At 56.4% G+C, this 18423-nt stretch carries 17 protein-coding genes; 13 read left to right on the top strand and 4 right to left on the bottom strand.

Annotated elements, in window-relative coordinates; genetic code table 11:
- From INF61_RS04140 to INF61_RS04170, 7 genes are all read left to right on the top strand, one after another.
- Positions 1-375, top strand: coding sequence for a YcfL family protein (locus INF61_RS04140; RefSeq protein ID WP_003857939.1), 375 nt, complete (start codon positions 1-3; stop codon positions 373-375).
- Positions 376-388: 13 nt separating this feature from the next.
- Positions 389-1033: a penicillin-binding protein activator LpoB gene (gene lpoB, locus INF61_RS04145; RefSeq protein WP_085929697.1), complete on the top strand. Its 645-nt coding sequence runs from the start codon at positions 389-391 to the stop codon at positions 1031-1033.
- Positions 1014-1838: a thiamine kinase gene (gene thiK / locus INF61_RS04150; protein ID WP_047726881.1), complete on the top strand. Its 825-nt coding sequence runs from the start codon at positions 1014-1016 to the stop codon at positions 1836-1838. The genes lpoB and thiK overlap by 20 nt, the downstream gene beginning before the upstream one ends.
- Before the next feature lie 11 nt (positions 1839-1849).
- Positions 1850-2875, top strand: a complete 1026-nt coding sequence (nagZ, locus tag INF61_RS04155) for a beta-N-acetylhexosaminidase (protein WP_045330557.1) — start codon at positions 1850-1852, stop codon at positions 2873-2875.
- A 31-nt stretch (positions 2876-2906) separates the two neighbouring features.
- The gene (ycfP, locus tag INF61_RS04160) at positions 2907-3449 is read left to right on the top strand and encodes an alpha/beta hydrolase YcfP (protein WP_006809239.1); all 543 of its coding nucleotides are present in this window, start codon (positions 2907-2909) and stop codon (positions 3447-3449) included.
- Positions 3450-3685: 236 nt separating this feature from the next.
- Positions 3686-4990 carry an NAD(P)/FAD-dependent oxidoreductase gene (locus INF61_RS04165; RefSeq protein WP_045338852.1) on the top strand — a complete coding sequence of 435 codons (1305 nt, stop codon included), beginning with the start codon at positions 3686-3688 and terminating at the stop codon, positions 4988-4990.
- Between the two features lie 193 nt (positions 4991-5183).
- On the top strand, positions 5184-5723 hold the full coding sequence (locus tag INF61_RS04170) for a glycine zipper 2TM domain-containing protein (RefSeq protein ID WP_017384715.1): 540 nt from the start codon (positions 5184-5186) through the stop codon (positions 5721-5723).
- 59 nt (positions 5724-5782) lie between these two features.
- On the opposite strand, the gene INF61_RS04175 is transcribed toward INF61_RS04170, so the two are convergent.
- A complete protein-coding gene (locus tag INF61_RS04175; RefSeq protein ID WP_015570813.1) occupies positions 5783-6418 on the bottom strand; it encodes a TetR/AcrR family transcriptional regulator in 636 nt (211 codons plus the stop codon).
- A gap of 245 nt (positions 6419-6663) precedes the next feature.
- On the opposite strand from INF61_RS04175, the gene bhsA reads away from it, so the two are divergent.
- Positions 6664-6921 carry a multiple stress resistance protein BhsA gene (gene bhsA, locus INF61_RS04180; protein ID WP_006809234.1) on the top strand — a complete coding sequence of 86 codons (258 nt, stop codon included), beginning with the start codon at positions 6664-6666 and terminating at the stop codon, positions 6919-6921.
- Between the two features lie 77 nt (positions 6922-6998).
- On the opposite strand, the gene INF61_RS04185 is transcribed toward bhsA, so the two are convergent.
- The 3 genes from INF61_RS04185 to INF61_RS04195 form a co-directional block, all read right to left on the bottom strand.
- On the bottom strand, positions 6999-7964 hold the full coding sequence (locus INF61_RS04185; protein WP_023303432.1) for a L,D-transpeptidase family protein: 966 nt from the start codon (positions 7962-7964) through the stop codon (positions 6999-7001).
- A gap of 145 nt (positions 7965-8109) precedes the next feature.
- Positions 8110-11556 carry a transcription-repair coupling factor gene (gene mfd, locus INF61_RS04190; protein ID WP_193547541.1) on the bottom strand — a complete coding sequence of 1149 codons (3447 nt, stop codon included), beginning with the start codon at positions 11554-11556 and terminating at the stop codon, positions 8110-8112.
- A 567-nt stretch (positions 11557-12123) separates the two neighbouring features.
- The gene (locus INF61_RS04195) at positions 12124-13197 is read right to left on the bottom strand and encodes an acyltransferase family protein (RefSeq protein ID WP_193547542.1); all 1074 of its coding nucleotides are present in this window, start codon (positions 13195-13197) and stop codon (positions 12124-12126) included.
- Between the two features lie 256 nt (positions 13198-13453).
- On the opposite strand from INF61_RS04195, the gene lolC reads away from it, so the two are divergent.
- The 5 genes from lolC to cobB are packed head-to-tail and all read left to right on the top strand — an operon-like array spanning position 13454 to position 18393.
- Positions 13454-14653: a lipoprotein-releasing ABC transporter permease subunit LolC gene (gene lolC / locus INF61_RS04200; RefSeq protein ID WP_017384712.1), complete on the top strand. Its 1200-nt coding sequence runs from the start codon at positions 13454-13456 to the stop codon at positions 14651-14653.
- Positions 14646-15347, top strand: a complete 702-nt coding sequence (gene lolD, locus INF61_RS04205; RefSeq protein ID WP_015570809.1) for a lipoprotein-releasing ABC transporter ATP-binding protein LolD — start codon at positions 14646-14648, stop codon at positions 15345-15347. Before lolC ends, lolD begins: the two co-directional genes overlap by 8 nt.
- On the top strand, positions 15347-16591 hold the full coding sequence (lolE, locus tag INF61_RS04210) for a lipoprotein-releasing ABC transporter permease subunit LolE (RefSeq protein ID WP_017384711.1): 1245 nt from the start codon (positions 15347-15349) through the stop codon (positions 16589-16591). Before lolD ends, lolE begins: the two co-directional genes overlap by 1 nt.
- A gap of 54 nt (positions 16592-16645) precedes the next feature.
- Complete coding sequence (gene nagK, locus INF61_RS04215) at positions 16646-17557, top strand: N-acetylglucosamine kinase (RefSeq protein ID WP_047062615.1); 912 nt, start codon at positions 16646-16648, stop codon at positions 17555-17557.
- 14 nt (positions 17558-17571) lie between these two features.
- Positions 17572-18393, top strand: coding sequence for a Sir2 family NAD+-dependent deacetylase (gene cobB, locus INF61_RS04220; protein ID WP_006809226.1), 822 nt, complete (start codon positions 17572-17574; stop codon positions 18391-18393).
- Positions 18394-18423: the final 30 nt, after the last annotated feature.

Raw genomic sequence — 18423 nt, forward strand, 5'->3', positions numbered from 1 at the left:
ATGTTAACTGGGCGTATTGCAGCGCTGATCGTGACGCTGGTAATGGTTGGGTGCAGCGCGCGTCCCGCCATCCCGGTCAGTGAAGAACAGACGCTGGTGATGGAGTCCTCAGTGCTTGCTGCGGGCATCACGGCGGAGAAACCTTCGCTGACCATAAGCGAAATCCAGTCTTCAGCCTCCTCTACGCTCTATAACGAAAGGCAAGAGCCAGTGACGGTGCATTATCGCTTCTACTGGTATGACGTGAGAGGTCTTGAGATGCACCCGCTTGAGGCGCCGCGCAGCGTGACCATCCCGGCAAGATCGTCAGTCACGCTCTACGGCAGCGCCAGCTATCTGGGTGCACATAAGGTGAGACTTTATCTTTATTTGTAAGGAGTGAACCTTGATTAAAACAATGAGCCGTTATGCGCTCCTGAGTGCTTTTGCACTCTTTCTGGCGGGTTGTGTGACGCGAACGGAAGAACCAGCACCGGTAGATCAGGCGAAGCCGGGAACGGAACAGCCAACAACGCCAGCGCAGCCTGTTCCAACCGTGCCGTCTGTACCGACCATTCCGGCGCAGCCTGGCCCGATCGAACATCCGGACGACACCGCACAGCCTGCGCCGCGAGTACGCCACTATGACTGGAACGGCGCAATGCAGCCGATGGTGGGCAAAATGTTGCAGGCACAGGGCGTTACGCCCGGCAGCGTGCTGCTGGTGGACAGCGTGAACAACCGTACAAACGGTTCCCTGAATGCGGGAGAAGCGACGGAAACCCTGCGCAACGCGCTGGCAAACAACGGTAAATTTACGCTGGTCTCAGCTCAGCAGCTCGCGGTCGCCAAGCAGCAGCTTGGTCTGTCGCCTCAGGACAGCCTGGGTTCGCGCAGTAAAGCGATTGGTATTGCCCGCAACGTTGGCGCGCAGTATGTCCTTTATTCTAACGCGACAGGCAACGTGAACACGCCGTCGTTGCAGATGCAGTTAATGCTGGTTCAGACCGGCGAAATTATCTGGTCAGGTAAAGGTGCCGTTACGCAACAATAAGCGCACGCGTCATGACGTCCTGACGCGTTATTTCCCTCAGTACCGTGTTATCGCGCCGCAAGCCCCCGCCGGGCTTGGCGGCGCGAGTTGCATTATTGAGCGTGGCGACCATCGGCTGGTTTTACGTCAGCATCACGATGCCGCCGCGCCTGCCTCCCATTTTCGTCGCCAGTTCCGCGCCCTGAAGCGCCTGCCCGCCGACCTTGCGCCACAACCTCATCTCTTTATCAGAGACTGGATGGCGGTGGCGTTTATTGCGGGTGAGATCAAAAGCGAGCTTCCCGATACGCCTGCGCTTGCAGCCATGCTGTATCATCTGCATTGCCAGCCGCGTCTGGGCTGGCGGGTAACGTTACTTCCTTTGCTGGATCACTACTGGCAGCAGGCTGCGCCTGGACGACGCTCGCCCTACTGGCTGGCGCAGCTTAAGCGGCTACGCAGAGCGGGAGAGCCGCAGGCGTTACGTCTGGCGCCGCTGCATATGGATGTCCACGCGGGTAATATCGTTCATACCACGGCAGGCGAGAAACTTATCGACTGGGAATATGCCGGAGACGGTGACGTGGCGCTCGAACTCGCTGCGGTCTGGATGCCTGATGAGGCGTCGCGCGAGCAGCTGATAACCGCCTATGCCCGAAACGCCAACATCAATGCGCTCACCCTTGCGCGGCAGGTCGCGCGCTGGCGTCCGTGGGTGTTGATGCTGATGGCGGGATGGTTTGAAATGCGCCTTCAGCAGACAGATGACAAACAATTTATTGCGCTGGCAAATGATGCCTGGCGTCAGTTACAAACGAAAGGATAAGAGAGGTAGGTGTGGGTCCAGTAATGTTGGATGTCGAAGGGTTTGAGCTGGATGCGGAAGAGCGCGAAATTCTGGCGCATCCGCTGGTAGGGGGGCTGATTCTTTTCACCCGCAATTATCATGATCCGGAGCAGTTGCGTGAGCTGGTTCGCCAGATCCGTGCGGCGTCGCGCAATCACCTGGTGGTGGCCGTAGACCAGGAAGGTGGGCGTGTGCAGCGTTTCCGCGAAGGGTTTACCCGTTTACCCGCCGCGCAATCTTTTGCTGCGCTGCTGGGGATCGAAGAGGGCGGTCAACTGGCGCAGGACGCCGGCTGGCTGATGGCCAGCGAGATGATCGCCATGGATATCGACATCAGCTTCGCCCCGGTGCTGGACGTAGGACACATTAGCGCGGCAATTGGTGAGCGTTCGTATCATGACGATCCGCGTATTGCGCTGGCAATGGCGACGCGCTTTATTGACGGTATGCATGCTGCGGGCATGAAAACCACCGGCAAACATTTCCCGGGCCACGGGGCGGTGACGGCGGATTCCCATAAAGAAACCCCGCGCGATCCGCGCCCGGAAACAGACATTCGCGCTAAAGACATGTCGGTTTTCCGCTCGCTGATCGCTGATAACAAGCTGGATGCCATCATGCCTGCGCACGTCATCTACAGTGAGGTCGATCCGCGTCCGGCCAGCGGCTCTCCGCACTGGCTGAAAACCGTACTGCGTCAGGAATTAGGCTTCAATGGCGTAATTTTCTCTGACGATTTATCCATGGAGGGGGCGGCAATTATGGGTAGCTATGCCGAACGTGGGCAGGCTTCGCTGGATGCGGGTTGCGATATGATCCTCGTCTGCAATAATCGTAAAGGGGCGGTGAGCGTGCTGGATAACCTGTCGCCGATCAATGCTGAACGTGTTACACAATTGTATCATAAAGGTTCATTTAGTCGTCAGGAGCTGATGGACTCGGCGCGCTGGAAAACGGTAAACGCCCGGCTTGAAGCCCTGAACGAGCGCTGGCAGGCACATAAAGCAGCCCTTTAATTCATCCCGGAAGGCGTAGCGTGGTGAGACGATGATCATTTATTTACACGGTTTTGACTCAAACAGTCCTGGTAATCATGAGAAAGTGCTGCAATTGCAGTTTATCGATCCGGATGTCCGGCTGATCAGTTACAGCACACGTCATCCGAAGCATGACATGCAGCATCTGCTTAAAGAAGTGGATAAAATGTTGCAGCTCAATATCGACGATCGCCCGCTGATCTGCGGCGTGGGGTTAGGAGGATACTGGGCAGAGCGCATCGGTTTTTTGTGCGATATCCGTCAGGTCATTTTTAATCCTAACCTCTTTCCGAACGAAAACATGGAAGGCAAAATCGATCGCCCGGAGGAGTACGCCGACATCGCAACTAAATGCGTGAGCAATTTCCGTGAAAAGAACCGCGATCGGTGTCTTGTGATCCTCTCCCGCAACGATGAAGCGCTGAACAGCTCCCGCGCCGCCGAGCTTCTGCACCATTACTACGAAATTGTCTGGGACGAAGAGCAGACCCACAAGTTCAAAAACATTTCCCCGCACTTGCAGCGTATTAAAGCCTTTAAAACGCTGGGCTGATCTCCCTGAACCTGATAAAGGCCCGGTACGTGAAAGCGTACCGGGCCTCTTTTTTGTCAGAGTTGTCTACTTTTAAACCATCAAAACTTGATACATATCAATTTTGGTATGACCAATGCGCCTGACGTGCTATTCTCAATGAATCTGAATGGTTTCAGCGCAGTAACCTGTTGTTAATTAAGGGTTATTTATATAACTTTTAATTAACAATTGGTTAATAATTTGAGGGGGTCACGTTGACTACGCCATTGAAAAAGATAGTGATTGTCGGCGGTGGTGCTGGCGGACTGGAGCTGGCGACACAGCTGGGTAAGAAGCTGGGTCGTGGTAAGAAAGCCAAAATCACGCTGGTGGATCGTAACCACAGTCATCTGTGGAAGCCGTTACTGCACGAAGTGGCGACCGGGTCGCTGGATGAGGGCGTGGATGCGCTGAGCTATCTGGCGCATGCGCGTAACCACCATTTCCAGTTCCAGCTGGGTTCGGTGGTGGATATCAATCGTGAAAACAAAACCATCACGCTGGCTGAGCTGCGTGATGATAAAGGCGAGTTGCTGGTTCCTGAGCGCAAGCTGGCCTATGACACGCTGGTGATGGCCCTGGGCAGTACCTCCAATGATTTCAACACCCCAGGCGTAAAAGAGCACTGCATCTTCCTGGATAACCCGCATCAGGCGCGTCGTTTCCATCAGGAGATGCTTAACCTGTTCCTGAAGTACACCAATAACATGGGTGCTAACGGCAAGGTCAACATTGCTATCGTGGGCGGCGGCGCAACGGGCGTTGAATTATCGGCGGAGTTGCACAATGCGGTCAAACAGCTGCACAGCTACGGCTACAAAGGGCTGACTAACGAAGCGCTGAATGTGACGCTGGTGGAAGCAGGTGAACGTATTCTGCCTGCGCTGCCGCCGCGTATTTCCGGCGCGGCGCACAACGAGCTGACCAAACTGGGCGTGCGCGTGCTGACCCAGACCATGGTGACCAGCGCGGATGAGGGCGGCCTGCATACCAAAGACGGCGAATATATCCAGGCCGACCTGATGGTTTGGGCTGCGGGGATCAAAGCGCCTGATTTCATGAAAGATATCGGTGGGCTGGAGACGAACCGCATTAACCAGCTGGTGACAGAGCTGACGCTGCAAACCACGCGCGATCCGGACATCTTCGCCATTGGCGACTGTGCCTCCTGCGCACGTCCGGAAGGCGGATTTGTACCGCCTCGCGCTCAGGCCGCGCACCAGATGGCAAGCCTCGTGCTGCATAACATCCTGGCGCAGATGAAAGGCAAACCGATGAAAGCCTATGTCTACAAAGACCACGGCTCTCTGGTGTCGCTCTCAAACTTCTCCACCGTGGGCAGCCTGATGGGTAACCTGATGCGCGGCTCCATGATGGTGGAAGGGCGCATCGCCCGCTTCGTGTACATTTCTCTGTACCGTATGCACCAGATTGCGCTGCACGGCTACTTCAAAACCGGCCTGATGATGCTGGTTGGCCGCATCAACCGCGTGATCCGTCCACGCCTGAAGCTGCACTAATTTCTCTCTCCCTCCGGGCCCTCCGGGGGGAATTCTTAGCACATCATGCTGTGCATTTCCCTCCTGACGCTTAAGAGTTCTCTTAAACCCACGTTGTCCCGGTCAACAGCCCTGATTTTGATCCTTTATCTTATTGGCGAAGCGTTTATTGCGCTGCAAAATTGCTACCAATTGCAACAAAGGAGGAAGTCCCGTGAATAAATCAATGTTGGCGGGTATAGGGATTGGCGTCGCAGCTGCGTTAGGTGTGGCTGCCGTTGCCAGTCTGAACGTACTTGATCGTGGCCCGCAGTATGCGCAGGTGGTTTCCGCTACACCGATCAAAGAGACGGTCAAGACGCCTCGTCAGGAGTGCCGTAATGTTTCTGTCACCCACCGTCGTCCGGTTCAGGATGAAAACCGTATCGCTGGCTCCGTGCTGGGCGCGGTTGCTGGTGGGGTGATTGGTCATCAGTTTGGTGGCGGCCGTGGTAAGGATGTCGCGACGGTGGTTGGTGCGCTGGGTGGCGGTTATGCCGGTAACCAGGTACAGGGCGCGATGCAGGAAAATGATACCTACACCACAACGCAGCAGCGCTGTAAAACCGTGTATGACAAGTCTGAAAAAATGTTGGGCTACGACGTAACCTACAAAATTGGCGATCAGCAGGGCAAAATCCGCATGGATAAAGATCCTGGCACGCAGATCCCTCTCGACAGCAACGGTCAGCTGATACTGAATAACAAAGTGTAAAAAAGATGTTCTCTGAACTTAGCTCCTCATGCGCTCAGGCTGAGGAGCTTTTTTTTGCGTCAGAGTTTAAGAAGTTCAGGCCACAGGCGCAGCGTTGTTTGCGTAATCCCCTGCAATTTTTCCAGCGTCGCGCCTTCACGGGCGCTGATGGACATCCCCTGTAAAATACAGCTCAGATACTGGGAAAGCTCCTGCGGACGGCAATGCGCCGGTATTTCGCCGCGCTGCTGACGCTGAGCCAGAAACGTGCTGAGCGTCTCCTCCTGCATCGCATGTCGCGATTTGACCGTGTTGGCAATCTCTTTAGACGATGCCGCGAGGGTCGCGGAGGTGTTGATCATAAAACAGCCCGCAGGCGTGTCCTTGCTGGTATAGCAGGTCGCGATTGCCGTGAAATAATCCTGCAATGCCTGCTCAACCGTTTTTTCTTCGCAGAACAGCTGGGCTTCATGTTTTGCCGCGAAGCGCGCGATGTATCTGTCCAGAACGGCCCGGAATAAGCCTTCTTTGTTGGTGAACTCTGCGTACAGGGTAGGGGCTTTCGCGCCCGTTGCTTCCACAAGATCGGAAAGCGACGTAGCTTCATACCCATGCTGCCAGAAGAGCGTCATGGCCTTATCGAGCGCCGCATCCCTGTCGAACACTTTTGGTCGGCCACGGCTTTTCTTCGCGCAACGCGTAACATCGGTTGTCATGTGCCGTTGGTCCTCTGTTGTTTTGTTGAATAGTCATTATAAAAATAAACGTCTGCAACGACCAGCGGTGATTTCTGAAAAATAATTTAATTTTATCTTTATGAAATATAAGGCAAATGAAATTAATTTAACGACCATTATAAAAATGGGTTGACGTGTGACCTGGATCACATCTATCATTTACCTATCGATCGTTAACTAAATAACTAACGACCACTACATCATCTGCCTAAAGGTATAAAATCATGAAAAACGTTAAAACCCTCATCGCTGCCGCCGTTCTGAGTTCACTCTCTTTCGCAAGCTTCGCTGCTGTTGAAGTGCAATCCACGCCAGCAGACCAGCAGAAAGTCGGTACCATCTCTGCCACTGCCGGGACTAATCTGGGCTCTCTGGAAGATCAGCTGGCACAAAAAGCTGACGAAATGGGTGCGAAATCATTCCGCATCACCTCTGTGACCGGTCCTAACACCCTGCACGGTACCGCTGTTATCTACAAATAAGCGTAACGCAACCCTCCGTTATGCCACTGCAATAAAAAACGCCCTGCTGATGCAGGGCGTTTGTCGTTATTACTGCTTTACATTGATTGCTGAGCAACCTCATGATGCCGCGTGACATCGGTTGGCATCCCCGAGCGCGCTTCCATCGCCCGCTCCATCACCGCGCCATCGGTATTGGCATTCGTTTTAAAGCTCACCATCGAGGCATTCAGATTAATCGGCAGCGTCTGCGGATCGTCATTGATGTTTTTCGATAGCGGCTGGTGGATCTCAACCAGACGAACGCCACCCGGCTCTTCAGACACTTTAATCGGCGTATTAATGATATTCACTTTCGTGCCAGGGGCGATCACGCGGTAGAGCGTTTTGATATCGTCATCGCGCAGGCGAATGCAGCCGGAGCTGACGCGCATCCCGATCCCGAAATCCGCATTCGTTCCGTGCAGAAGATAAACCCCACCGTATGCCGCCAGGCGAATCGCATGGTGCCCCATCGGATTATCCGGGCCAGCAGGCACCACGGCAGGCAGGTCGATACCTTGAGCTTTATAACGGGCGCGAATGTTTGCCGTCGGGGTCCAGGTTGGATTAGCGCGCTTATCAGAGACGGTGGTGACCATGGTAGGCGTGAGCGTATCGCCCCCCAACTGACCAATGCCGATAGGGTAGACGGTCACTTCGTTCTTGCCTGGCGGGTAGTAATACAGACGCAGCTCGGCGAGATTAATCACAATGCCCTGACGCGGCGCGTCCGGCAGGATGGTTTGCAGCGGAATCGTCAGTACGCTGCCTGCCCGGGGCACGTATGGATCTACGCCCGGGTTGGCCTGCAACAGCGCCAGGAACCCGACGTTATATTTTTTGGCAATCGCTTCCAGCGAACCGCCATCGTTTTCAACCACGTGAAAGCGGTTTTCACCTACGACGTTGCTGCCGGCAGGCGGAAGAGGCCAGGTATTTGCGCGAGCAGGGAGCGCGACGGCAACCGTCGCGGCCAGCGCAAACAGAGTTAACCAGCGGGTAAAACGCGAAGAAATCATCATTATCATAATCCATACAAATGATAAGGTTATTGTTTTATAAGGCGTTAATGATAATTATGGCGAATGTATAGTCGGGAAGTTCGGGCGAAGTGCAAAGAGTTTGTAAATTGTCCCCCCGCCAGCCGGGCGCTGGCGGGGGATACCGTTATGCGATGGCGTTCTCTTCCAGCTGACGCATAAAGTTACGCACCCAGTCCATGCGGGTTTTACGTTCCGTCAGATCCTGAGTAAATTTCAGACGCGTCGGGCCATCAAGACGGAAATGCTGCGGCTGTTTTTGCAGGAGGCCAATCAGCCACATCGGATCGACGTGGTTCTTCTCGGCAAACTCAATGACGCCGCCTTTCTCATTGCCTTCAAGCTTGCGAATGCCCAGCTTCTGCGCCTGCTGACGCAGGCGGGCAATATCCAGCAGGTTGCGCGCCGCATCGGGCAATATCCCAAAACGGTCAATCAGTTCGACTTTGATCTCTTCCAGCTCGCCTTCGCTTTTCGCGCTGGCAATGCGTTTGTAGAACGACAGACGGGTATTCACGTCAGGAATAAAATCATCCGGCAGCAGAGAAGGCATGCGCAGTTCCACTTCGGTCTGCTGGCTGGTGAGATCTTCCAGAGACGGTTCACGTCCGGCTTTAAGCGCGTCGACGGCATTTTCCAGCAGCTCCATATACAGCGAGAAACCGATGGTTTCCATGGAGCCGCTCTGGTCTTCACCCAGCAGCTCACCGGCGCCGCGGATCTCCAGGTCGTGGGTCGCCAGCGCAAAGCCAGCACCCAGATCTTCCAGCGAGGCGATAGCTTCCAGACGCTTTTGCGCGTCGGTGGTCATCGCCTTCGGATGCGGCGTCAGCAGCCAGGCGTAGGCCTGATGGTGCGAGCGCCCGACGCGCCCGCGCAGCTGGTGCAGCTGGGCCAGGCCGAAGTGATCCGCACGTTCGATGATGATGGTGTTCGCCGTCGGAATGTCGATCCCGGTCTCAATGATGGTGGTACACACCAGCACGTTGAAACGCTGGTGGTGGAAATCGTTCATCACCCGCTCCAGCTCACGCTCGCGCATCTGGCCGTGACCAATGGCGATGCGCGCTTCCGGTACCAGCTCTGCCAGCCTGTCGGCGGCTTTCTGAATATTTTCGACGTCGTTATAAAGGTAATACACCTGGCCGCCGCGCAGCACTTCGCGCAGGATCGCCTCGCGCACCACCAGATTGTCGTACTCGCGAACAAAGGTTTTCACCGCCAGACGGCGCGCCGGTGGGGTGGCGATTATCGACAGATCGCGCATGCCGCTCATCGCCATGTTCAGGGTGCGCGGGATCGGCGTTGCGGTCAGGGTCAGAATGTCGACGTCGGCGCGCATCGCTTTGATGCGCTCTTTATGGCGCACCCCGAAGCGGTGCTCTTCATCCACGATCAGCAGCCCCAGATCTTTCCACTTCACGTCGCTTTGCAGCAGCTTGTGAGTGCCGATCAGAATATCAATTTTGCCTTCGCTTGCCTGTTCCAGGATTTGCGTCTGCTCTTTGGCGCTGCGAAAACGCGACAGCATCTCAATGCGCACCGGCCAGTTGGCGAAGCGGTCGCGGAAGTTGTCGAAGTGCTGCTGGGCGAGGAGGGTAGTCGGCACCAGCACCGCCACCTGCTTGTTGTTTTCCACCGCCAAAAAGGCGGCACGCATCGCCACTTCGGTTTTGCCGAAGCCCACGTCACCGCAGACCAAGCGGTCCATGGCCAGCGGCTGGCACATGTCGCTCAGCACGGCGTTAATGGCCTGGGCCTGATCCGGCGTAGTTTCAAACGGGAAGCTGTCGCAGAACAGCTGATACTGCTCTTTATCATGCTTAAACGCATAGCCCTCTTTGGCCGCACGCTGGGCGTAAATATCCAGCAGCTCGGCGGCCACGTCGCGCACTTTTTCCGCTGCCTTCTGGCGCGCACGCGCCCAGGCATCGCCGCCCAGCTTATGCAGCGGCGCGTTGTCTTCCGCGCCCCCGGCGTAGCGACTGATCAGGTGCAGGGACGACACCGGCACGTACAGTTTGGCGTCGTTGGCGTAGGTCAGCATCAGGTATTCACCTTTGATGCCGCCTGCTTCGAGGGTGGTCATCCCCTGATAGCGACCCACCCCGTGTTCCAGGTGAACGATCGGCTGACCGGGGTGCAGTTCGGCCAGGTTACGGATCAGGGTGTCCGGGTTGATGGTGCGACGGCTGTCCTGACGACGGCGCGCGACGCGCTCGCCCAGCAGGTCGCTTTCACAAATCAACGCCAGGTTATTGAGTGTATCAATGAATCCGTGCTCGGCGGCGCCGATCATCAGGTAACGGCCATTTCCGGTCGCTTCGCTCAGGCGAAGAATGCGCTTCGGCGCAACTTTGATCCGTCCCAGCAGTTCGCCCAGCGCTTCACGGCGACCCTCACTTTCAACGGAGAAGACCACCGGCCCGGTGAAGGACTCAAGAAACTTGCGCAGATTATCAAGCGGGGATTTCTGCTGCGCCTGGACGGCCAGGTCAGGCAGCGTCCGGAACGCGAGATTGGTGTTCGCCGCCTTCACGGCAAGCGCGTCGGTTTTGAGCTGCATGCGCGGCCAGCGTTTCAGCTCGGCGTTGAGCTCGTCGGTACGTAGCCACAGCATTTCCGGCGGCAGCAGCGGACGCATCGGGTCAACGCCCCGGTTTTCAAAGCGGGCGCGCGTTTCGCTTTCAAAGCGGCTGGCACTGACGTCGATATCCCCGGTGTTAACAATCAGCGTATTCGCCGGGAAGTAGCTGAACAGCGCCGGCAGCGGTTCGTTAAAGAACAGGGGCTGCCAGTACTCGATCCCGGCCGGAAGGGTGCCCTTGCTGACTTGCTGGTAGATATGTTCGGCATCGCGCTTCACGTCGAACCTGTCGCGCCACTGGCTGCGGAACAGCTCGATGGCGGTTTTATCCGTCGGGAACTCATGGGCGGGCAGTAGGTTAATGGAGTCCACTTCCTCCAGCGTGCGCTGGGTGTCAGCGTCGAACACGCGCAGGCTGTCGATCTCATCATCAAAGAAATCCAGACGATATGGCCGATCGCTGCCCATCGGATAGAGATCCAGCAGCGCACCGCGCGTCGCGTATTCGCCGTGCTCCATCACCTGGTCGACATGTCGATAGCCGGCTCCGTCCAGCTGCACGCGCAGGGCATCGCGCGACAGGCGTTGGCCTTTTTTCATCACCAGCGCATGGCCGTGCAAATAGCTGTGCGGACAGACGCGCTGCATCAGGGTGTTCACCGGTACAATCAGCACGCCGCGCTGCATGGTGGGAAGCTGATACAGCGTCGACAGGCGCGAAGAGATGATCTCCTGGTGCGGAGAAAAACTGTCGTAGGGAAGCGTTTCCCAGTCGGCCAGGCTGAACACCAGGCTATCGGTGAACTGACGAATTTCGTCGTGCAGGCGCAGAGCGTTTTGCATGTCCGGGGCAACCAGCACCACCGGCCCTGGATGCCGCTCAGCAATTTCCGCCACCAGGGTGGCGCAGGCCGCGCCCGTGAGTTCGCCCAGCTGGCGCTGGTCGCCCGCTTTGACAGGCAAGGAGTAACGATAGTGTTCAGGCATGGCTATGTCAGAGTCTCTTGGGGATATACCAACAGTATTGGGGCATATCACTGATACGCAATGTCTTTATTATCCTCGATCGTTTTACATAAGCAAATCGTAACCGCACAAGAGGGAAAGTGCCCCCGGATGGGTAGAGGGTTCCTCAGTAATTTGAAAGCAGAAGCAATAACGTTGTCTTCAGACTAACTGAGGGCTTTCAGCGATGCTCTGGTCCGGCTGTAAATCGCTGAGGCGTTTCCTGAAGGCCGGGGCGAGGCGCAGGGATGCGCCGAGAGGGCGTGGCCTGCATGGATGCAGGCTCATGCCCGACCCGATAGCCGGAAGGAATAAGCCGAGGGTATCGCGAAGCGACGATTTACCGCCGGGAGCCCGGGTTGCCAGGGTGGTGGCGACTGAGCCACCCTGGCACGTTCACCGCTCGTGCGGTTATAGAATAGCAAGGAATATAAGGTGAACGGAACGAGCACCACAGCTGTATGTTCACCCTCACCCCAGCCCTCTCCCATAGGGAGAGGGAGCCGTCTGTGCAGGCCTTATTTTGTAGTCCGCATGGGACAGGGTTAGTTAGCGGGTCGTGGGCACGGGCGAAAGCCGCGCGGGAGGGGAGAAGAAAAGATCGCCAAAGAGGGCGGTCGAGAGCTTACGTGCCCCCAGCCCAACCAGCGTGCAGACGAGCAGGCTGATAAATGGATAAACCAGAATCAGCGTTAACTCCGCCCAAATCGGCCAGTACGCCGCATTCATTTCGCGGATCAGGAGCAGGCTAAACGCCTCAATTAAAATGCGGTGGGTGGTATAAATCGCGATGGTGTTTGAACCGATGACGTTCAGCAGATTATTGGGATGAACGGCATAACGCTGCTCGAAGCTGTAAAAGAGCTTCATGATAACCACGATTGACAGCAGAGAGAGCGGCAGAGGGACATTAGCGAACCACAGCACCACCGACACCGCACCAGAGGCGATGAGGATCAGCCAGCTGCGGCGCAAATTCATCCCTTTCATCCACGCCATCAACTGCGCGCCATACCATGCGCCGAGGCTGTAGTAGACCATGTTGCGCACCACGCTGTTCATTCCCCACCACGGTAACGGCAGGAAGTTGATGGCGATGCTTGCCAGCGCCAGAAGCCCCAGCATCGGCAGTTTCCAGCGGCTCAGCAGCTTACAGAGCGTAAAGTAGACCACTAAGGCGTACAAATACCATAGGCTGGTGCTGGCCGTGAGCATTCCCCGTACAAACCCTGAAACGGAATCGGCGTAGGCCGCATTGGATGCTGTCGCCAGCTCTCGCTCGGGGGCGAGCCAGGCATTCAGATGAGTCAGCGCCTGCCATTGCAGGACGCCCCACAGGGCCAAAACCCAGACAATGCTCCAGATCCGCTTGTCGAGACTGGTGCGCCAGTTCACCTCGTCAATATATCGACGGATCAAATAGCCGGAGATAAAGAAAAACACCGGCATACGGAACGGGGCAAGGTAAAGATTAAAGTAGACCCAGCATTTGGCGAGCAGGCCCGATAACGGATGCTGTAGCTCGTCCAGGTGAGGATAAAAGGTGATCACCGAGTGGTAAATCACCACCAGGCAGATGCACAGACCTTTTATCTGGTTAATCCATAATGCTTTTTGTTTCATTGTGCGTGACGACCTTGTTGCCATAAACGAAAGGACGATTGTTGTAAAATGAAACCCTGATGTAACGGGTAACAGTCTGTATCAGGACGATTTTAGGAAAAGGTGGAGGCTGTCTGGCGGAAGTTCAGTCAGTAGCATGATGATTTATCTGAATTTTTCGGAAAAATGATTACCGAATCTTACGGTTTCAGTCATTTACGCTTAGCGGATTCGCTTATATACTCGTGGGTCTGCTATCAGCAAACAGACGGATTTCATGTATCAACCTGTCGCACTCTTTATAGGCTTACGTTACATGCGTGGGCGCGCCGCGGACCGCTTCGGTCGCTTTGTCTCCTGGCTTTCGACTATTGGCATTACGCTTGGCGTGATGGCACTGGTGACGGTGCTTTCCGTCATGAACGGCTTCGAGCGCGAGCTGCAAAACAATATCCTGGGGCTGATGCCGCAGGCCGTTCTCTCTTCCACTCAGGGTTCCGTTAATCCGCAACAGCTGCCGGAAAGCGCGGTGAAGTTACAGGGTGTCACGCGCGTTGCGCCGCTCACGACGGGCGATGTGGTGCTGCAAAGCGCCCGTAGCGTGGCGGTCGGGGTGATGCTGGGTATCGATCCGGCGCAAAAAGATCCGCTGACGCCGTTCCTGGTCAATGTGAAACAAACCGACCTGGAAGCGGGTAAATACAACGTCATCCTCGGCGAGCAGCTTGCCGGGCAGCTCGGGGTCAACCGTGGCGATCAGCTGCGTGTGATGGTGCCGTCAGCCAGTCAGTTTACGCCGATGGGGCGTCTGCCAAGCCAGCGCCTGTTCAACGTGATTGGCACGTTTGCGGCGAACAGCGAAGTTGATGGTTACCAGATGCTGGTGAACATTCAGGACGCCTCGCGTCTGATGCGCTACCCGGCGGGAAATATCACCGGCTGGCGTCTGTGGCTTGATGCGCCGCTGAAGGTGGATACCCTTAGCCAGCAGACGCTACCGGAAGGGACGAAATGGCAGGACTGGCGCGACCGGAAGGGCGAACTTTTCCAGGCCGTGCGCATGGAGAAAAACATGATGGGGCTGCTGCTGAGCCTGATCGTGGCCGTTGCCGCGTTTAATATCATCACCTCGCTCGGGCTGATGGTGATGGAGAAGCAAGGCGAAGTCGCCATTCTGCAAACTCAGGGGCTGACTCCGCGCCAGATCATGGCGGTATTTATGGTCCAGGGCGCCAGCGCCGGCATCATCGGCGCGCTGCTCGGCGCGGCGCTGGGGGCGCTGCTCGCCAGCCAGCTCAACAATCTCATGCCGATTATTGGCGCGCTGCTTGATGGCGCGGCGCTGCCGGTGGCTATCGAGCCGCTCCAGGTGGTCGGTATTGCGCTGGCCGCGATGGCCATTGCGCTGCTCTCTACGCTTTATCCTTCCTGGCGGGCTGCCGCCACTCAACCCGCTGAGGCTTTACGTTATGAATAAGATCCTGTTGCAGTGCGACAACCTGTCCAAACGCTATCAGGAAGGCACTGTGCAGACCGACGTGTTGCACAATGTGAGTTTTAGCGTGGGTGAAGGCGAGATGATGGCGATTGTCGGCAGCTCCGGTTCCGGTAAAAGTACGTTGCTGCATCTGCTTGGCGGGCTGGACACGCCAACCGAAGGCGATGTGATCTTCTCCGGGCAGCCGCTGAGTAAAATGTCGTCTACGGCGAAAGCCGAGCTGCGTAACCGCGAGCTGGGCTTTATCTATCAGTTCCACCATCTGCTGCCGGACTTTACGGCGCTGGAAAACGTCGCAATGCCGCTGCTGATTGGTAAAAAGAAACCCGCGGAAATTAATGCCCGCGCCAGCGACATGCTAAAAGCGGTAGGGCTGGGTCATCGCGGAAATCACCGTCCGTCTGAGCTTTCCGGCGGCGAGCGTCAGCGTGTGGCCATCGCCCGTGCGCTGGTCAACAACCCGCGCCTGGTGCTGGCGGATGAACCGACAGGTAACCTCGATGCGCGTAACGCAGACAGCATTTTCCAGCTTCTCGGCGAACTGAACGCCGCGCAGGGAACCGCGTTTCTGGTGGTCACCCACGATTTACAACTGGCTAAGCGGATGGGGCGTCAGCTGGAAATGCGCGACGGTCGTCTGAATGCTGAACTGACGCTGATGGGAGCGGAGTAATGGCTTCACCGTTATCGTTACTCATCGGGTTACGCTTTAGCCGCGGTCGTCGCCGGAGCGGGATGGTATCCCTTATCTCCGTGATCTCCACCATCGGTATCGCCCTGGGCGTGGCGGTGTTGATCGTGGGCTTAAGCGCCATGAACGGCTTTGAGCGTGAACTGAATAACCGCATTCTGGCCGTTGTCCCCCACGGTGAAATCGAGCCGGTTAACCAGCCGTGGTCCAGCTGGCGTGATGCCCTTAACAAAGTGGAAAAGGTGCCCGGCATTGCGGCGGCTGCACCTTACATCAATTTTACCGGGCTGGTAGAGAGCGGGGTAAACCTGCGCGCCATTCAGGTGAAAGGGGTAAATCCTCGTCAGGAAGAGCGTCTGAGCGCGCTGCCGCGCTATGTGCAAAATGGCGCATGGGCAAACTTTAAGGCTGGCGAGCAGCAGATCATCATGGGCAAAGGCGTTGCCGATGCGCTGAAGGTGAAGCAGGGCGACTGGGTCTCGATCATGATCCCGAACGCCAGCGCTGATCACAAATTGCAGCAGCCTAAGCGCGTACGTCTGCACGTCACCGGTATTTTGCAACTGAGCGGCCAGCTCGATCACAGCTTCGCGATGGTGCCGCTGGAAGATGCGCGCCAGTATCTGGATATGAGCGACAGCGTGACGGGCATTGCCATTAAGGTTAACGACGTCTTCAACGCCAATAAACTGGTGCGTGACGCTGGCAGCGTGACCAATAACTATGTCTACATCAAAAGCTGGATCGGCACTTACGGGTATATGTACCGTGATATCCAGATGATCCGCGCGATTATGTATCTGGCGATGGTGCTGGTGATTGGGGTGGCGTGTTTTAATATCGTCTCGACGCTGGTCATGGCCGTTAAGGATAAGAGCGGCGACATCGCCGTGCTGCGTACCTTAGGGGCGAAAGACGGTCTTATTCGCGCCATCTTCGTCTGGTACGGTTTGCTGGCGGGGCTGTTTGGCAGCCTCTGCGGCGTGGCGATCGGCGTGGTGGTTTCCCTTCAGCTGACGCCGATTATCAACGGGATTGAAGCGCTTATTGGCCATCAGTTCCTGTCAGGCGATATCTATTTTATTGACTTCCTGCCGTCTGAACTGCACTGGCTGGACGTTATTTATGTGCTGGTTACAGCACTTTTACTGAGTCTGCTGGCAAGCTGGTATCCGGCGCGTCGCGCAAGCCGAATTGATCCGGCGAGGGTATTAAGTGGCCAGTAATTTCGTCATGGTTTAGCGGTCTTTTGGCCGCTGAATCAAACAGAGGAATGCATCATGTATTACGGATTTGATATTGGCGGCACCAAGATTGCGCTCGGCGTGTTCGATAAAGACCTTAAGCTACAATGGGAAACCCGCGTACCCACGCCGCGCGAAAGCTACGATGAATTTTTAACCGCCATTGCCGCGCTGGTGGCGCAAGCGGATGAACGCTTTGGCGTCAAAGGCAGCGTCGGCATTGGTATTCCGGGTATGCCCGAAACCGACGATGGCACGCTGTATGCCGCCAACGTTCCTGCTGCCAGCGGCAAACCGCTGCGTGCCGATCTTTCTGCTCTCCTTGAGCGCGACGTGCGCTTAGACAACGATGCCAACTGTTTTGCTCTCTCAGAGGCCTGGGACGACGAGTTTCGTCGCTATCCGCTGGTGATGGGGCTGATCCTCGGAACCGGCGTGGGGGGCGGGATAGTCATTAACGGTAAACCCATTACCGGGCGCAGCTACATTACCGGCGAATTTGGTCATATCCGTCTGCCGGTGGATGCGTTGGATGTTGTCGGACGTGATTTCCCGTTGATCCGCTGCGGTTGTGGTCAGCACGGTTGTATTGAGAGTTACCTTTCAGGCCGTGGGTTTGCATGGCTTTATGAACACTTCTATCATCAGAAACATGACGCCCCCGAAATCATTACCCTGTGGGAACAAGGGGATGCGCAGGCGCGAGAGCACGTTGAACGCTATCTCGACCTGCTGGCCGTGTGCCTGGGGAATATCCTGACCATCGTCGACCCGGATCTGCTGGTGATCGGGGGAGGGCTGTCAAATTTCACTGCGATTACGGAACAGTTGTCCGGGCGTCTGCCCCGACATTTATTGCCGGTCGCCCGCGTGCCGCGCATTGAACGCGCGCGACACGGGGACGCAGGAGGCATGCGCGGAGCCGCATTCCTTCATCTCACCGATTAGTTTACGAGGTTATTATGCTGTCGCGTCGCCAGGGTCGACTCAGCCGTTTTCGCAAAAATAAACGCCGCTTACGTGAACGCCTGCGTCAGCGGATCTTTTTCAGAGACAGGATGATGCCAGAAGCGATGGATAAACCCAGAGTGGTGGTGTTGACCGGGGCGGGGATCTCCGCCGAATCCGGTATTCAGACCTTCCGCGCGGCGGACGGACTATGGGAAGAACACCGAGTTGAAGATGTGGCGACGCCGGAAGGTTTCGCCCGCGACCCGGCGCTGGTGCAGGCGTTCTACAACGCCCGCCGTCGCCAGCTTCAGCAGCCGGAGATTGCGCCGAATGCGGCGCACCTGGCGCTGGCAAAGCTGGAGGAAGCGCTGGGGGATCGTTTTCTGCTGGTCACGCAGAACATCGACAATCTTCACGAAAGGGCCGGAAACCACAACATCATTCACATGCACGGCGAACTGCTCAAGGTGCGGTGCGCATGGAGTGGTCAGGTGCTGGACTGGAAAGAGGACGTGCTGGACGAAGACCGCTGCCACTGCTGTCAGTTCCCTTCGCGTCTGCGTCCGCATGTGGTCTGGTTTGGCGAAATGCCGCTGGGAATGGATGAGATCTACAGCGCCCTGGCTATGGCGGACGTCTTTATCGCCATTGGTACCTCAGGACATGTCTATCCGGCGGCAGGATTTGTTCACGAAGCGCGACTGCAAGGTGCCCATACGGTGGAGCTTAATCTGGAGCCAAGCCAGGTCGGGAGCGAGTTTGAAGAGAAACATTACGGTCTGGCGAGCGAGGTGGTGCCAGCCTTTGTGGATAAACTCCTCAAGGGACTGTAAGAGTAACGGGCGACATTGCGTCGCCCGTTA

The organism is Enterobacter cloacae complex sp. P18RS, assembly GCF_014982105.1.
Taxonomy (GTDB): domain Bacteria; phylum Pseudomonadota; class Gammaproteobacteria; order Enterobacterales; family Enterobacteriaceae; genus Enterobacter; species Enterobacter hormaechei_C.